17 protein-coding genes are annotated in these 14,791 nt (G+C 41.6%); 16 read left to right on the top strand and 1 reads right to left on the bottom strand.

All coding sequences use genetic code 11. The features are described 5' to 3' along the window. Positions 1-5 precede the first annotated feature (5 nt). From rpmI to B7699_RS06435, 6 genes are all read left to right on the top strand, one after another. Entirely contained in the window at positions 6-206 is a 201-nt protein-coding gene (gene rpmI / locus B7699_RS06410) for a 50S ribosomal protein L35 (protein WP_001125943.1), read from the top strand. Positions 207-257: 51 nt separating this feature from the next. Further along, positions 258-617 (top strand): 50S ribosomal protein L20, encoded by a 360-nt coding sequence (gene rplT / locus B7699_RS06415; protein WP_000124834.1) that lies wholly within the window; start codon positions 258-260, stop codon positions 615-617. A gap of 58 nt (positions 618-675) precedes the next feature. Next, the gene (gloA, locus tag B7699_RS06420) at positions 676-1,056 is read left to right on the top strand and encodes a lactoylglutathione lyase (RefSeq protein ID WP_084927571.1); all 381 of its coding nucleotides are present in this window, start codon (positions 676-678) and stop codon (positions 1,054-1,056) included. A 248-nt stretch (positions 1,057-1,304) separates the two neighbouring features. Further along, positions 1,305-2,105, top strand: a complete 801-nt coding sequence (locus tag B7699_RS06425) for a dihydroorotate dehydrogenase electron transfer subunit (RefSeq protein ID WP_084927573.1) — start codon at positions 1,305-1,307, stop codon at positions 2,103-2,105. After that, positions 2,068-3,054 carry a dihydroorotate dehydrogenase gene (locus B7699_RS06430; RefSeq protein ID WP_192852008.1) on the top strand — a complete coding sequence of 329 codons (987 nt, stop codon included), beginning with the start codon at positions 2,068-2,070 and terminating at the stop codon, positions 3,052-3,054. The genes B7699_RS06425 and B7699_RS06430 overlap by 38 nt, the downstream gene beginning before the upstream one ends. 128 nt (positions 3,055-3,182) lie before the next feature. Then, entirely contained in the window at positions 3,183-5,063 is a 1,881-nt protein-coding gene (locus tag B7699_RS06435; RefSeq protein ID WP_084927577.1) for a glucosaminidase domain-containing protein, read from the top strand. A gap of 206 nt (positions 5,064-5,269) precedes the next feature. Here the strand turns inward: B7699_RS06435 and pavA are convergent, their stop codons facing one another. After that, on the bottom strand, positions 5,270-6,925 hold the full coding sequence (gene pavA / locus B7699_RS06445) for an Rqc2 family fibronectin-binding protein PavA (RefSeq protein ID WP_084927579.1): 1,656 nt from the start codon (positions 6,923-6,925) through the stop codon (positions 5,270-5,272). A gap of 104 nt (positions 6,926-7,029) precedes the next feature. On the opposite strand from pavA, the gene ybeY reads away from it, so the two are divergent. From ybeY to smpB, 10 genes are all read left to right on the top strand, one after another. Further along, on the top strand, positions 7,030-7,527 hold the full coding sequence (gene ybeY, locus B7699_RS06450; protein ID WP_084927581.1) for an rRNA maturation RNase YbeY: 498 nt from the start codon (positions 7,030-7,032) through the stop codon (positions 7,525-7,527). Next, positions 7,508-7,903, top strand: a complete 396-nt coding sequence (locus tag B7699_RS06455; protein WP_084927583.1) for a diacylglycerol kinase family protein — start codon at positions 7,508-7,510, stop codon at positions 7,901-7,903. Before ybeY ends, B7699_RS06455 begins: the two co-directional genes overlap by 20 nt. A gap of 16 nt (positions 7,904-7,919) precedes the next feature. After that, positions 7,920-8,819, top strand: a complete 900-nt coding sequence (gene era, locus B7699_RS06460) for a GTPase Era (RefSeq protein WP_084927585.1) — start codon at positions 7,920-7,922, stop codon at positions 8,817-8,819. Positions 8,820-8,867: 48 nt separating this feature from the next. Next, positions 8,868-9,692: a DNA-formamidopyrimidine glycosylase gene (gene mutM, locus B7699_RS06465; protein WP_084927587.1), complete on the top strand. Its 825-nt coding sequence runs from the start codon at positions 8,868-8,870 to the stop codon at positions 9,690-9,692. Next, positions 9,692-10,297, top strand: coding sequence for a dephospho-CoA kinase (gene coaE, locus B7699_RS06470; protein ID WP_084927589.1), 606 nt, complete (start codon positions 9,692-9,694; stop codon positions 10,295-10,297). Before mutM ends, coaE begins: the two co-directional genes overlap by 1 nt. Continuing rightward, the gene (locus tag B7699_RS06475; RefSeq protein ID WP_084927591.1) at positions 10,284-11,483 is read left to right on the top strand and encodes a multidrug efflux MFS transporter PmrA; all 1,200 of its coding nucleotides are present in this window, start codon (positions 10,284-10,286) and stop codon (positions 11,481-11,483) included. Before coaE ends, B7699_RS06475 begins: the two co-directional genes overlap by 14 nt. Then, positions 11,483-11,632: a 50S ribosomal protein L33 gene (gene rpmG, locus B7699_RS06480; RefSeq protein WP_001809104.1), complete on the top strand. Its 150-nt coding sequence runs from the start codon at positions 11,483-11,485 to the stop codon at positions 11,630-11,632. Before B7699_RS06475 ends, rpmG begins: the two co-directional genes overlap by 1 nt. A 39-nt stretch (positions 11,633-11,671) precedes the next feature. Continuing rightward, the gene (gene secG, locus B7699_RS06485) at positions 11,672-11,905 is read left to right on the top strand and encodes a preprotein translocase subunit SecG (protein WP_007519515.1); all 234 of its coding nucleotides are present in this window, start codon (positions 11,672-11,674) and stop codon (positions 11,903-11,905) included. A gap of 100 nt (positions 11,906-12,005) precedes the next feature. Further along, positions 12,006-14,360 (top strand): ribonuclease R, encoded by a 2,355-nt coding sequence (gene rnr, locus B7699_RS06490; RefSeq protein ID WP_084927593.1) that lies wholly within the window; start codon positions 12,006-12,008, stop codon positions 14,358-14,360. Continuing rightward, entirely contained in the window at positions 14,323-14,790 is a 468-nt protein-coding gene (gene smpB / locus B7699_RS06495) for an SsrA-binding protein SmpB (protein ID WP_001051750.1), read from the top strand. The genes rnr and smpB overlap by 38 nt, the downstream gene beginning before the upstream one ends. The last annotated feature ends 1 nt before the right edge of the window (position 14,791 follow it).

Below are 14,791 nucleotides of genomic sequence, written 5' to 3' on the forward strand. Positions count from 1 at the left end.
AAATCATGCCAAAACAAAAAACACACCGCGCATCAGCTAAACGTTTCAAACGTACAGGTTCTGGTGGACTTAAACGTTTCCGTGCTTACACTTCTCACCGTTTCCACGGAAAAACTAAGAAACAACGTCGTCATCTTCGTAAAGCATCTATGGTGCATTCAGGAGATTACAAACGTATCAAAGCAATGCTTACTCGCTTGAAATAATAGCTTGACTGTAAGTAAAGAATTCTAGGAAATATTTGGAGGAAATAAAACATGGCACGTGTTAAAGGTGGCGTTGTATCACGCAAACGTCGTAAACGTATTCTTAAATTAGCAAAAGGTTACTATGGAGCTAAACACATCTTGTTCCGTACTGCAAAAGAACAAGTAATGAACTCTTACTACTATGCATACCGTGACCGTCGTCAGAAAAAACGTGACTTCCGCAAATTGTGGATCACTCGTATCAACGCGGCAGCTCGTATGAACGGACTTTCATACTCACAATTGATGCATGGTTTGAAATTGGCTGAGATCGAAGTTAACCGTAAAATGCTTGCTGACTTGGCTGTTAATGATGCAGCAGCTTTCACAGCTCTTGCAGATGCAGCTAAAGCAAAACTTGGTAAATAATAACTGATGAGACTGGAACAGGATTGTCCCAGTCTTTTTTAAAATAAAGGAGAAAAATATGGCTTCAAAAATGCTACACACTTGTTTACGAGTAGAAAATCTTGAAAAATCAATTGCATTCTATCAAGATGCTTTTGGTTTTAAAGAATTGCGTCGCAGAGATTTTCCAGATCATGCCTTCACGATTGTCTATCTAGGACTTGAGGGTGACGACTATGAGTTGGAGTTGACTTACAATTACGATCACGGTCCTTATGTGGTTGGAGATGGGTTTGCCCATATCGCTCTCAGTACCCCTGATCTTGAAGCTCTTCATAAAGAACATAGCGACAAAGGCTATGAAGTAACGGCGCCTAATGGTCTACCAGGAACTGCACCGAACTATTACTTTGTTAAAGACCCTGATGGCTACAAGGTCGAAGTCATTCGTGAAAAATAATCTCATGAAGTCAAGTGGAATGTTCGTTTTCTATTTGACTTTTTTAAGCTGAAAGAGTATACTAGTAAAAATTTAACCTTTAAGGGGAGTCCCGAGAGACTCACAAGGTGTCAGATAAAAGAATAGTACAATTTTCTAGAGGAGACTTTTTGAGTGTGCTCTCTTGTGTTGTACGATTTTAACTGAGGCCTTGTACAAGTAAGGTCTTTTCTTTATCTGGTCCCCTTAAAATTTAAGGAGGAAAAGTCATGAATCCCACATGTAAGAAACGTTTGGGTGCAATTCGTTTGGAAACCATGAAGGTGGTCGCACAAGAGGAAATCGCGCCAGCAATCTTTGAATTAGTCCTAGAAGGGGAAATGGTTGAGGCCATGCGAGCAGGCCAATTTCTTCATCTGCGTGTGCCTGATGACGCCCATCTCTTGCGTCGCCCTATTTCAATTTCGTCTATTGATAAGGCTAATAAGCAGTGTCATCTTATTTATCGGATTGAAGGGGCTGGGACAGCTATTTTCTCAACCTTAAGTCAGGGAGACACTCTTGATGTGATGGGTCCTCAGGGAAATGGTTTTGACTTGTCTGACCTTGATGAGCAGAGCCAGGTACTCCTTGTTGGTGGGGGGATTGGTGTTCCGCCCTTGCTTGAGGTGGCCAAGGAATTGCATGCGCGTGGTGTGAAAGTAGTGACAGTCCTTGGTTTTGCTAATAAGGATGCTGTTATTTTGGAGACGGAATTGGCCCAATATAGTCAGGTTTTTATAACGACAGATGATGGTTCTTATGGTATCAAGGGAAATGTGTCCGTTGTCATCAAGGATTTAGACAATCAATTTGATGCTGTTTACTCATGTGGGGCTCCAGGAATGATGAAGTATATCAATCAAATCTTTTATGACCACCCAAGAGCCTATCTATCTCTGGAATCTCGTATGGCTTGTGGGATGGGGGCCTGCTATGCCTGTGTCTTAAAAGTGCCAGAAAGCGAGACGGTCAGCCAACGTGTCTGTGAAGATGGCCCTGTTTTCCGCACAGGAACAGTTGTATTATAAGGAGAAAATTATGACTAGAAATCGTTTACAAGTTTCTCTACCTGGCTTGGATTTGAAAAATCCGATTATTCCAGCATCAGGCTGTTTTGGCTTTGGACAAGAGTATGCCAAGTACTATGATTTAGACCTTTTAGGTTCTATTATGATTAAGGCGACGACCCTTGAACCCCGTTTTGGCAATCCAACTCCAAGGGTAGCAGAGACACCTGCTGGTATGCTCAATGCAATTGGCTTGCAAAATCCGGGTTTGGAAGTTGTTTTGGCTGAAAAGTTACCTTGGCTGGAAAGAGAATATCCAAATCTTCCTATTATTGCCAATGTAGCTGGTTTTTCAAAACAAGAGTATGCTGCTGTTTCTCATGGTATTTCCAAGGCAGCTAATGTGAAGGCTATTGAGCTCAATATTTCTTGTCCCAACGTAGATCACTGTAATCATGGACTCTTGATTGGTCAAGACCCTGATCTGGCTTATGATGTGGTGAAAGCAGCTGTCGAATCCTCAGATGTACCAGTTTATGTCAAACTAACCCCTAGTGTGACAGATATTGTCACCGTTGCAAAAGCAGCAGAAGATGCGGGAGCAAGTGGCTTGACTATGATTAATACTCTGGTTGGAATGCGTTTTGACCTCAAAAACAGAAAACCAATCTTGGCCAATGGAACAGGTGGAATGTCTGGTCCAGCAGTCTTTCCAGTAGCCCTCAAACTCATCCGCCAAGTCGCCCAAACTACAGACCTGCCCATCATTGGAATGGGAGGAGTGGATTCGGCAGAAGCTGCCCTAGAAATGTATCTGGCTGGAGCATCGGCCATTGGAGTTGGAACAGCCAACTTTACCAATCCATATGCCTGTCCTGATATTATTGAAAATCTGCCAAAAGTCATGGACAAATACGGCATTAGCAGTCTAGAAAATCTCCGTCAGGAAGTAAAAGCTAGCTTTAGATAAGCTAGAACATCTTTATCGTCAATAAGACACAGAATTTTCATCATTTTGTAATATTCTCATCTTTATAACTATGTTAGAATAAAATTAATCATGAATGATGTAGATGAATTTCTACTTAGGGGAGTAAAATGAAGAGAACACTACTTGTAAGCACAGCAGTGCTTGCATTGGCAATTGTGCCAACAACATCAGTATTTGCTGAAGATAAAACAACAGACCAAAGTCAAACGACAAATAAGAGTCAATCTGTGGATAAAAATCAGACTCCAACATCAGAAGAGAAAAAAGTTGTTGAATATACAAAGAATGAGACTGCAAAGACGGAAAAAAAGAAAGAACCAGTTGTTGTAGAAGAAGATAATTCTAAAAAAGAGGCTATTTCAAACAAAGAAAAAGTTGAAGAAGTTCCTAAGAATGGTTGGCAGAAAGAGAACGGGGAATGGCTTTTTTATGAGAATAATCAACCAATCAAAAACTGGAAAAAAATTGCGGGTGTCTGGTATTTCTTTGATCAAAATGGAATCATGGCTAGCAATAGGATTGTTAATGACTATGCTTTTCATACTAGTGGAGCAATGGTAGAAAATTCCTGGGTAAAAATTGCTGATAAATGGTATTATGCTACAGATTCAGGAAAGATTGTTCGTAATAGATGGGAAAGAGTTGGCAATGTTTGGTATTACTTCAACCAAGATGGAGTTATGGCTAGCAATACTCTAGTTGACGATTATCTTCTTAATAGCAGTGGGGCAATGGCTCAAAATGATTGGGAAAAAATTGCTGATAAATGGTATTATGCTACAGATTCAGGAAAGATTGTCCGTAATAAATGGGAAAAAATTAATGGAATATGGTACTATTTTAACAGTGACGGTGTGATGGCTAGTAATCAGTGGAAAGATGCTTACTATCTAAAAAATAGTGGAGCGATGGCTGAAAAAGAATGGATTTTTGATAAATCTTATAATAGCTGGTTTTACCTAAAATCAGGTGGTGCTTATGCTTCACGTGAATGGATTGATGCTTATTACCTCAAATCTGGTGGTTATATGGCCAAGAATGAATGGATTTTTGACCCTAACTACAATGCATGGTACTACCTAAAAGAAGATGGGAGTTATGTTACTGGTGCTTTTAACATCGAAAATAAATCCTACTTCTTCCAGGGGGATGGAAAGTGGATTCAAAGCCCCAAATATTTTAAGGTTAGACCAATCACAGCCTATATTTATAGCGAATCAGGAGATATTTTGAGTTATGTCAATCAGGGAAGTATTGTGACCTATGATAGCTCTAAAAGTAAGGGCAGTCGCCTTGCTGTTTCAATATCAGGCTTGTCTGGTTATATGAATCAAAACGATTTGACTTTAGTTGATGAAGAAAGTGAGTTTATTCCTCACTATACTACTGACGGAAGATTCCTATATCATGAACTTTCTCCATACACTAGTATTCGGGTAGCTCCACATACTTCAGCCATGAAAATTGGCAAGAAGTATTATCCAAATGATGGAGAACATTTTGATGGGTTTACTATCAAGAATCGTTTTCTTTTTAAGAATTTGACTGAACCAACCAACTATAGTGCGGATGAATTAAATAGAGTTTATTCGATGATGAATATCCGAAACAGCCGTCTTGCTGGTAAAGGAGCAATTTTTAAAGAAGCTGAAGAACGTTACGGTGTCAATGCTCTTTATTTAATGGCTCACAGTGCGCTAGAAAGTGCTTGGGGACGTAGCCAAATTGCTAATGATAAAAATAACTTCTTCGGAATAGCTGCTTACGATACCAGTCCCTATGATTCAGCTAAGAAATTTGATGATGTAGATAAAGGAATTCTTGGTGCGGCCAAGTGGATTCGTGAGAACTATATTGACCGTGGAAGAGATCACCTTGGAAATAAAGCGACAGGAATGAATGTACGCTATGCATCAGATCCGTACTGGGGTGAAAAAATAGCTAGTATCATGATGAATATCAATAGTCGACTTGGTGGAAAAGATTAGTCCTATAATTGGATATGATTTGAGTATAATACTCAATGAAAATCAAAGAGCAAACTAGGAAACTAGCCGCAGGTTGCTCAAAACACTGTTTTGAGGTTGTAGATAAGACTGACGAAGTCAGTCACATATATACGGCAAGGCGACGTTGACGTGGTTTGAAGAGATTTTCGAAGAGTATAAGCTAAAAATCCTGATTTCAAGTCGAATCAGGATTTTTTCATGGATGCGATTTTTTCGGGGTCTGGTGTGACACGGAGGGTCTTTTGTCCTGTGTAAGTGACAAAGCCAGGTTTTCCACCAGTTGGTTTGTTGAGTTTCTTGACTTCAATCATATCTACCTGGACCAGATTTGACAGGCGACCTTGAGAGAAGTAGGCGGCTAGTTCTGCCGCGTCTGTCTTGACTTCATCGGATGGGTCTAGATTTCCTGAGATGACAACGTGGCTTCCAGGGATGTCCTTGGCATGGAACCAAAGTTCCTCCTTACGAGCTATTTTAAAGGTTAGCTCCTCATTTTGCAGGTTATTGCGTCCAACATAGATGATAGTTTTACCATCACTCGCCAGATACTGTTCTGGTTTTTTGCGTTTCTGGATTTTCTCCCGCTGTCTTCTACGGATAAAGCCTGTTTGGATCAATTCTTCACGGATTTCAGCGATTTCTTCTAGTCCAGCTTGGTTGAGGACGGTCTCGACACTTTCCAGATAGAGAATGGTTGCCTTGGTTTCCTCAATCAGATCAGTCAAGTATTTGACAGCTTCTTTGAGTTTCTGGTACCGTTTAAAATAGCGTTGGGCATTCTGGTTGGGAGTCAAGGCTTTATCAAGAGCAATTGTGATAGGTTGATTAGTGTAGTAGTTGTCTAGGATAACCTGGTCTTGGTCGTTAGGCACTTGATGAAGGAAAGTTGTTAGCAATTCCCCTTTTTGACGAAATTCTTCAGCATTGTCTGTCGCCAGTAACTCTTTTTCTTGCTTTTTCAGCTTATGTCGATTTTTCTGAAGTTCATTTTCAACACGACGAATGAGTTCACTGGCTTGCTGTTTGACACGGTCTCGCTCAGCCTTATCCTTATAGTAGGTGTCCAACAAATCAGAAAGACTGGTAAAAGGTTCTCCCACCTGATTGTCAAAAGGAACTGGACTGAAGGAAGTTTCTGTCAAGCAGGGCTTGGTTTCTTGACTGAAAAAATTACGGAAAGTGGAAAGTTTTTCATTAACCAGAATGTTTTCCAATTCATTTGCCGTATCACGTCCCAGACCTTGAAAGAGGCTTTGAAGGCTTTTAGCTCTCGTTTCCTGTGTTTGTAGGATTTCAAAGAGCTTTTCATCCTTGACAGTAAAAGGATTGAGAGATTCCGTACTTGGCGGAGCTATATGGGTCGATCCAGGAAGCAAGGTGCGGTAGCTATTTTGTGAAAAACCGACGTGTTTAATGACTTCGAGGATTTTGTGGCTACTTTTATCAACCAGTAGAATATTACTGTGTTTCCCCATAATTTCGATAATCAAGGTAGCCTGGATATGGTCTCCAATCTCGTTTTTATTGGAAACTGTAATTTCTACAATACGGTCATTTTCCACTTGCTCAATCGACTCAATCAGGGCACCCTGCAAATACTTTCTCAAAACCATGATAAAGGTGGAAGGTTGAGCTGGATTTTCAAAAGTCGTTTGGGTCAGCTGAATGCGTCCAAAAACTGGATGGGCAGAAAGGAGCAGGCGATGACTTTGGCGATTGCTGCGGATTTGCAAGACCAACTCTTGTTCAAAAGGCTGATTGATTTTCTGAATGCGACCATTCACTAATTCTCTTCGCAATTCCTCAACCATGTGGTGTAAAAAAAATCCGTCAAATGACATCGTTCTCTCCTTGTGATTGTATTCCATAGTATTATATCAAAAAGGTAGAATAAAATCATGGAAATGTGGTATAATAAAGCCAAGTAAAGAGAAACGAGAAGCACATGTATATTGAAATGGTAGATGAAACTGGTCAAGTTTCAAAAGAAATGTTGCAACAAACCCAAGAGATTTTGGAATTTGCAGCCCAAAAATTAGGAAAAGAAGACAAGGAAATGGCAGTCACCTTTGTGACTAATGAGCGTAGTCATGAACTGAATTTGGAGTACCGTGACACGGACCGTCCGACAGATGTCATCAGTCTTGAGTATAAACCAGAGTTGGATATTGCCTTTGACGAAGAGGATTTGCTTGACAATCCAGAATTGGCAGAGATGATGTCTGAGTTTGATGCCTATATTGGGGAACTGTTCATCTCTATTGATAAGGCTCATGAGCAGGCCGAGGAATATGGCCACAGCTTTGAGCGTGAGATGGGCTTCTTGGCAGTACACGGCTTTTTACATATCAACGGCTATGATCACTACACTCCAGAAGAAGAAGCGGAGATGTTCGGTTTACAAGAAGAAATTTTGACAGCCTATGGACTCACAAGACAATAAACGAAAATGGAAAAATCGTGACCTGATAGCCAGTTTAGAATTTGCCATCACAGGAATTTTTACTGCTATCAAGGAAGAACGCAATATGCGAAAACATGCAGTGACGGCTCTTGTGGTCATCCTTGCAGGTTTTGTTTTTCAGGTGTCACGAATCGAATGGCTCTTTCTCCTATTGAGCATTTTCTTGGTAGTAGCGTTTGAGATTATCAATTCTGCTATTGAAAATGTGGTGGATTTGGCCAGTCACTATCACTTTTCCATGCTGGCTAAAAATGCCAAGGATATGGCGGCTGGCGCGGTATTAGTGGTCTCTCTTTTCGCAGCCTTAACAGGCGCATTGATTTTTCTCCCACGAATCTGGGATTTATTATTTTAAACAGTAAGAGGAAATTATGACTTTTAAATCAGGCTTTGTAGCCATTTTAGGACGTCCCAACGTTGGGAAGTCAACCTTTTTAAATCACGTCATGGGGCAAAAGATTGCCATCATGAGTGACAAGGCGCAGACAACGCGCAACAAAATCATGGGAATTTACACGACTGATAAGGAACAAATCATCTTTATCGACACACCAGGGATTCACAAGCCTAAAACAGCTCTCGGAGATTTCATGGTTGAGTCTGCCTATAGTACCCTTCGCGAAGTGGATACTGTTCTTTTTATGGTTCCTGCGGATGAAGCGCGTGGTAAGGGAGACGACATGATTATCGAGCGTCTCAAGGCTGCCAAGGTTCCTGTGATTTTGGTGGTGAACAAGATCGATAAGGTTCACCCAGACCAGCTTTTGTCTCAGATTGATGATTTCCGTAACCAAATGGAATTTAAGGAGATTATCCCTATCTCAGCCCTTCAGGGAAATAACGTCTCTCGTCTAGTGGATATTTTGAGTGAAAATCTGGACGAAGGTTTCCAATATTTCCCAGCTGACCAAATCACAGACCATCCAGAACGTTTCTTGGTTTCAGAGATGGTTCGCGAGAAAGTCTTGCACCTAACTCGGGAAGAGATTCCTCACTCAGTTGCTGTAGTGGTTGATTCGATGAAGCGGGATGAAGAGACTGACAAGGTTCACATCCGTGCAACCATCATGGTCGAGCGCGATAGCCAAAAAGGGATTATCATCGGTAAAGGTGGTGCTATGCTTAAGAAAATCGGTAGCATGGCCCGTCGTGATATTGAACTCATGTTAGGAGACAAGGTCTTTCTAGAAACTTGGGTCAAGGTTAAGAAAAACTGGCGAGATAAGAAGCTAGATTTGGCTGACTTTGGCTATAATGAAAAAGAATACTAAGTAGAGGTGGGCTCATGCCTGCTTCTTGTTTTTACAGAAGGAGGACTTATGCCTGAATTACCTGAGGTTGAAACCGTTCGTCGTGGCTTAGAAAAATTGATTTTGGGAAAGAAGATTTCGAGTATAGAAATTCGCTATCCCAAGATGATTAAAACGGACTTGGACGAGTTTCGAAAGGAAGTACCTGGTCAAGTTGTTGAGTCAATGGGACGTCGTGGCAAATATTTGCTTTTTTACCTGACAGACAAGGTCTTGATTTCCCATCTGCGGATGGAGGGCAAGTATTTTTACTATCCAGACCAGGTTCCTGAACGCAAGCATGCCCATGTTTTCTTCCAGTTTGAGGATGGTGGCACGCTTGTTTATGAGGATGTACGCAAGTTTGGTACTATGGAACTCTTGTCTCCTGACCTTTTAGACGCTTACTTTATTTCTAAGAAATTAGGTCCTGAGCCAAGCGAACAAGACTTTGACTTGCAGGTCTTTCAAGCTGCCCTAACCAAATCTAAAAAGCCTATCAAGTCCCATCTCCTAGACCAGACCTTGGTGGCTGGACTTGGCAATATCTATGTTGATGAGGTCCTCTGGCGAGCTCAGGTTCATCCAGCTAGGCCTTCCCAGAATTTGACAGTAGACGAAGCGATAGCCATTCATGACCAGACTATTGCTGTTTTGAGCCAGGCTGTTGACAAAGGTGGTTCCACCATTCGGACCTATACCAATGCCTTTGGGGAAGATGGAACCATGCAGGATTTTCATCAGGTCTATGATAAGGCTGGTCAAGAATGCTCACGTTGTGGCACTGTGATTGAGAAAATCCAACTAGGCGGACGAGGCACCCATTTTTGTCCTCAGTGTCAAAGGAGGAATTGATGGGAAAAATTATCGGAATCACTGGAGGAATTGCCTCTGGTAAGTCAACTGTGACAAATTTTCTAAGAAAGCAAGGCTTGCAAGTAGTGGATGCCGACGCAGTCGTCCATCAACTACAGAAATCTGGTGGTCGTCTGTTTCAGGCTCTAGTCCAGCATTTTGGTCAAGAAATCATTCTAGAAAGTGGAGAACTTAATCGCCCCCTCTTAGCTAGTCTCATCTTTTCAAATCCTGAAGAGCGAGAATGGTCGAAGCAAATCCAAGGAGAGATTATCCGTGAGGAACTAGCTACATTAAGAGACCAATTGGCTCAAACAGAAGAGATTTTTTTCATGGATATACCCTTACTTTTTGAGCAGGACTACGTCTCTTGGTTTGATGAGACTTGGTTGGTCTATGTGGATAGAGACGTCCAAGTAGAACGCCTAATGAAAAGGGATCAGCTATCCAAGGATGAAGCTGAGTCTCGTCTGGCAGCCCAGTGGCCTTTAGAAAAAAAGAAAGATTTGGCCAGTTATGTTCTAGATAACAATGGCAATCAGGATCAGCTTCTAACTCAGGTGCTTACCCTTCTTGAGGGAGGTAAGCAAGATGACAGAGATTAACTGGAAAGATAATCTGCGCATTGCCTGGTTTGGTAATTTTCTGACAGGAGCCAGTATTTCCTTGGTTGTGCCTTTTATGCCTATCTTTGTGGAAAATTTAGGTGTAGGGAGTGATCAAGCTACTTTTTATGCAGGTTTAGCTATTTCTGTCTCTGCCATTTCTGCGGCACTTTTCTCTCCTATCTGGGGCATCCTTGCTGACAAATACGGTCGAAAACCCATGATGATTCGGGCTGGGATGGCCATGACCATTACTATGGGAGGCTTGGCTTTTGTGCCAAATATTTATTGGTTAATCTTTCTTCGTTTATTAAACGGTGTATTTGCAGGATTTGTTCCCAATGCAACGGCTCTGATAGCCAGTCAGGTTCCCAAGGAGAAATCGGGTTCTGCTCTTGGGACTTTGTCCACAGGTGTAGTTGCAGGTACTTTAACTGGTCCCTTTATCGGGGGATTTATTGCAGAATTATTTGGCATTCGTACTGTTTTCTTACTGGTTGGTAGTTTTCTATTCTTAGCTGCTGTTTTAACTATTTGCTTTATTAAGGAAGATTTTCAACCAGTAGCCAAGAAAAAGGCCATCCCAACAAAGGAATTATTTACATCAGTTAAATATCCCTATCTCTTGGTCAACCTGTTTCTGACCAGTTTTGTCATCCAATTTTCAGCCCAATCGATTGGCCCTATTTTAGCACTTTATGTGCGCGACTTAGGCCAGACAGAGAATCTTCTCTTTATGTCAGGTTTGATTGTATCCAGTATGGGCTTTTCCAGTATGATGAGTGCAGGAGTTATGGGAAAGCTAGGTGACAAGGTGGGCAACCATCGCCTCTTGGTTGTCGCCCAGTTTTATTCAGTCATCATCTATCTCCTCTGTGCCAATGCCTCTAGCCCCCTTCAACTAGGACTTTATCGTTTCCTCTTTGGACTTGGAACCGGTGCCTTGATTCCCGGGGTTAATGCCCTACTCAGCAAAATGACTCCCAAAGCCGGCATTTCGAGGGTCTTTGCCTTCAATCAGGTATTCTTTTATCTGGGAGGTGTCGTTGGTCCCATGGCAGGTTCTGCAGTAGCAGGTCAATTTGGCTACCATGCAGTCTTTTATGCGACAAGCCTTTGTGTTGCCTTTAGTTGTCTCTTTAACCTGCTTCAATTTCGAACATTATTAAAAGTAAAGGAAATCTAGTGCGAGTAAAAATTAATCTCAAATGCTCCTCTTGTGGCAGTATCAATTACCTAACCAGTAAAAATTCAAAAACCCATCCAGACAAGATCGAGGTTTTAAAGTATTGTCCCAAGGAAAGAAAAGTAACCCTACATCTTGAATCTAAGTAGATTTTATGGTAAAATAATAAGGATTTTAAGGAGTTTGATATGTATAACCTATTATTAACCATTTTATTAGTATTATCTGTTGTGATTGTGATTGCGATTTTCATGCAACCAACCAAAAACCAATCCAGCAATGTATTTGATGCCAGCTCAGGTGATTTGTTTGAACGCAGTAAAGCACGCGGTTTTGAAGCTGTAATGCAGCGTTTGACAGGGGTTTTAGTCTTTTTCTGGCTAGCCATTGCCTTAGCATTGACGGTATTATCAAGTAGATAAGAAAATAATGGGCAGGACTAGGTCTTTGCCTCTTTTTATTTTTAAAGGATATTTGAGAAGGTTTTACAGTAAAAGAAAATAAAAAATCTAGAAAGAAAATATGAAAGATAGAATAAAAGAATATTTACAAGACAAGGGAAAGGTGACTGTCAATGACTTGGCTCAGGATTTGGGAAAAGACGGTTCCAAGGATTTTCGTGAGTTGATTAAAACCTTGTCCCTAATGGAAAGAAAGCACCAGATACGCTTTGAAGAAGATGGAACTTTGACTTTGGAAGTCAAGAAAAAACATGAGATTACTCTCAAGGGGATTTTTCATGCCCATAAAAATGGCTTTGGCTTTGTTAGTCTGGAAGGCGAGGAGGACGATCTTTTTGTAGGAAAAAACGATGTCAACTATGCTGTTGATGGCGATACTGTTGAGGTCGTGATTAAGAAAGTAGCTGACCGTAATAAGGGAACAGCAGCAGAAGCAAAAATTATCGATATCTTAGAACACAGTTTGACAACCGTTGTCGGCCAAATCGTTTTAGATCAGGAAAAGCCTAAGTATGCTGGCTACATCCGTTCGAAAAATCAGAAAATCAGTCAACCAATCTATGTTAAGAAACCGGCCCTTAAACTCGAGGGAACAGAAGTTCTCAAGGTTTTTATCGACAAATACCCAAGCAAGAAACATGATTTCTTTGTCGCTAGTGTCCTCGACGTGGTGGGGCATTCAACGGATGTCGGAATTGATGTTCTTGAGGTCTTGGAATCAATGGACATTGTCTCAGAATTTCCAGAGGCTGTTGTCAAGGAAGCAGAAAGTGTACCTGATGCTCCGTCTCAAAAGGATATGGAAGGCCGTCTGGATCTAAGAGATGAGATTACCTTTACCATGGACGGTGCGGATGCCAAGGACTTGGACGATGCAGTGCATATCAAGGATCTGAAAAATGGCAATCTGGAGCTTGGGGTTCACATCGCAGATGTTTCCTACTATGTGACCGAGGGTTCGTCTCTTGATAAGGAAGCCCTTAACCGCGCGACTTCAGTCTATGTAACAGACCGAGTGGTTCCAATGCTTCCAGAACGACTGTCAAATGGCATCTGTTCTCTCAATCCTCAAGTTGACCGCCTGACCCAGTCTGCCATTATGGAGATTGATAAACATGGTCGTGTAGTCAACTACACCATCACACAAACGGTTATCAAGACTAGCTTCAGGATGACCTACAGTGATGTCAATGATATCCTAGCTGGAGACAAGGAAAAGAGACAAGAATATCAGAAAATTGTCCCTAGTATCGAACTCATGGCCAAGCTTCATGAAACTTTAGAAAATATGCGTGTGAAACGTGGAGCCCTCAATTTTGATACCAATGAAGCTAAGATTTTAGTGGATAAACAAGGTAAGCCTGTTGATATCGTTCTTCGTCAGCGTGGTGTTGCCGAGCGCATGATTGAGTCCTTCATGTTGATGGCCAATGAAACAGTTGCCGAACATTTCAGCAAGTTGGATTTGCCTTTTATCTATCGAATTCACGAGGAGCCTAAGGCTGAAAAAGTTCAGAAGTTTATTGATTATGCTTCAAGCTTTGGCTTGCGCATTTATGGGACTGCTAGTGAGATTAGCCAGGAGGCTCTCCAAGACATCATGAGTGCTGTTGAGGGAGAACCTTATGCAGATGTATTATCCATGATGCTTCTACGCTCTATGCAGCAGGCTCGCTATTCGGAGCACAATCACGGCCACTATGGATTAGCAGCTGACTATTACACTCACTTTACCAGTCCGATTCGTCGTTATCCAGACCTTCTTGTTCATCGTATGATTCGTGATTACGGCCGTTCTAAGGAAATAGCAGAGCATTTTGAACAAGTGATTCCAGAGATTGCGACCCAGTCTTCCAACCGTGAGCGTCGAGCTATCGAGGCCGAGCGTGAAGTCGAAGCCATGAAAAAGGCTGAGTACATGGAAGAATACGTGGGTGAAGAGTACGATGCGGTTGTGTCCAGCATTGTCAAGTTTGGTCTCTTTGTCGAATTGCCAAACACAGTTGAAGGCTTGATTCACATCACTAATTTACCTGAATTTTATCATTTCAACGAACGTGATTTGACTCTTCGTGGAGAAAAATCAGGAACAACCTTCCGTGTAGGGCAACAGATTCGTATCCGAGTTGAAAGAGCCGACAAGATGACGGGTGAAATTGACTTCTCATATATCCCAAGTGAGTTTGATGTGATTGAAAAAGGCTTAAAACAGTCTAATCGCAGTGACAGGGGGCGTGGTTCAAGTCGTCGTTCAGATAAGAAGGAAGATAAGAGAAAATCAGGACGCTCAAATGATAAGCGCAAGCATTCACAAAAAGACAAGAAGAAAAAAGGAAAGAATCCTTTTTATAAGGAAGTAGCTAAGAAAGGAGCTAAGCATGGCAAAGGGCGAGGGAAAGGTCGTCGCACAAAATAAAAAGGCGCGCCACGACTATACAATCGTAGATACGCTAGAGGCAGGGATGGTCCTGACAGGAACTGAAATCAAGAGTGTACGAGCTGCTCGAATCAATCTCAAGGATGGCTTTGCCCAAGTAAAAAATGGGGAGGTCTGGTTGAGCAATGTTCATATTGCTCCTTACGAAGAGGGCAATATCTGGAACCAAGAACCAGAACGTCGTCGTAAACTCCTGCTCCATAAGAAACAAATCCAAAAATTAGAACAAGAGACTAAAGGAACAGGAATGACCCTGGTTCCCCTTAAGGTCTATATCAAAGATGGTTACGCTAAACTCCTTTTAGGTTTAGCTAAAGGGAAGCATGACTATGATAAACGGGAGTCTATCAAACGACGTGAGCAAAACCGCGACATCGCGCGTGTTATGAAAGCTGTTAATCAGCGATAAA

Source organism: Streptococcus mitis (assembly GCF_002096835.1).
Classification (GTDB): domain Bacteria; phylum Bacillota; class Bacilli; order Lactobacillales; family Streptococcaceae; genus Streptococcus; species Streptococcus mitis_W.

Coding starts and splice junctions, on each gene's coding strand:
- rpmI (WP_001125943.1), top strand. CDS start 6: ATGCCAAAACAAAAAACACACCGCGCATCAGCTAAACGTTTCAAACGT.
- rplT (WP_000124834.1), top strand. CDS start 258: ATGGCACGTGTTAAAGGTGGCGTTGTATCACGCAAACGTCGTAAACGT.
- gloA (WP_084927571.1), top strand. CDS start 676: ATGGCTTCAAAAATGCTACACACTTGTTTACGAGTAGAAAATCTTGAA.
- B7699_RS06425 (WP_084927573.1), top strand. CDS start 1,305: ATGAATCCCACATGTAAGAAACGTTTGGGTGCAATTCGTTTGGAAACC.
- B7699_RS06430 (WP_192852008.1), top strand. CDS start 2,068: ATGGCCCTGTTTTCCGCACAGGAACAGTTGTATTATAAGGAGAAAATT.
- B7699_RS06435 (WP_084927577.1), top strand. CDS start 3,183: ATGAAGAGAACACTACTTGTAAGCACAGCAGTGCTTGCATTGGCAATT.
- pavA (WP_084927579.1), bottom strand. CDS start 6,925: ATGTCATTTGACGGATTTTTTTTACACCACATGGTTGAGGAATTGCGA.
- ybeY (WP_084927581.1), top strand. CDS start 7,030: ATGTATATTGAAATGGTAGATGAAACTGGTCAAGTTTCAAAAGAAATG.
- B7699_RS06455 (WP_084927583.1), top strand. CDS start 7,508: ATGGACTCACAAGACAATAAACGAAAATGGAAAAATCGTGACCTGATA.
- era (WP_084927585.1), top strand. CDS start 7,920: ATGACTTTTAAATCAGGCTTTGTAGCCATTTTAGGACGTCCCAACGTT.
- mutM (WP_084927587.1), top strand. CDS start 8,868: ATGCCTGAATTACCTGAGGTTGAAACCGTTCGTCGTGGCTTAGAAAAA.
- coaE (WP_084927589.1), top strand. CDS start 9,692: ATGGGAAAAATTATCGGAATCACTGGAGGAATTGCCTCTGGTAAGTCA.
- B7699_RS06475 (WP_084927591.1), top strand. CDS start 10,284: ATGACAGAGATTAACTGGAAAGATAATCTGCGCATTGCCTGGTTTGGT.
- secG (WP_007519515.1), top strand. CDS start 11,672: ATGTATAACCTATTATTAACCATTTTATTAGTATTATCTGTTGTGATT.
- rnr (WP_084927593.1), top strand. CDS start 12,006: ATGAAAGATAGAATAAAAGAATATTTACAAGACAAGGGAAAGGTGACT.
- smpB (WP_001051750.1), top strand. CDS start 14,323: ATGGCAAAGGGCGAGGGAAAGGTCGTCGCACAAAATAAAAAGGCGCGC.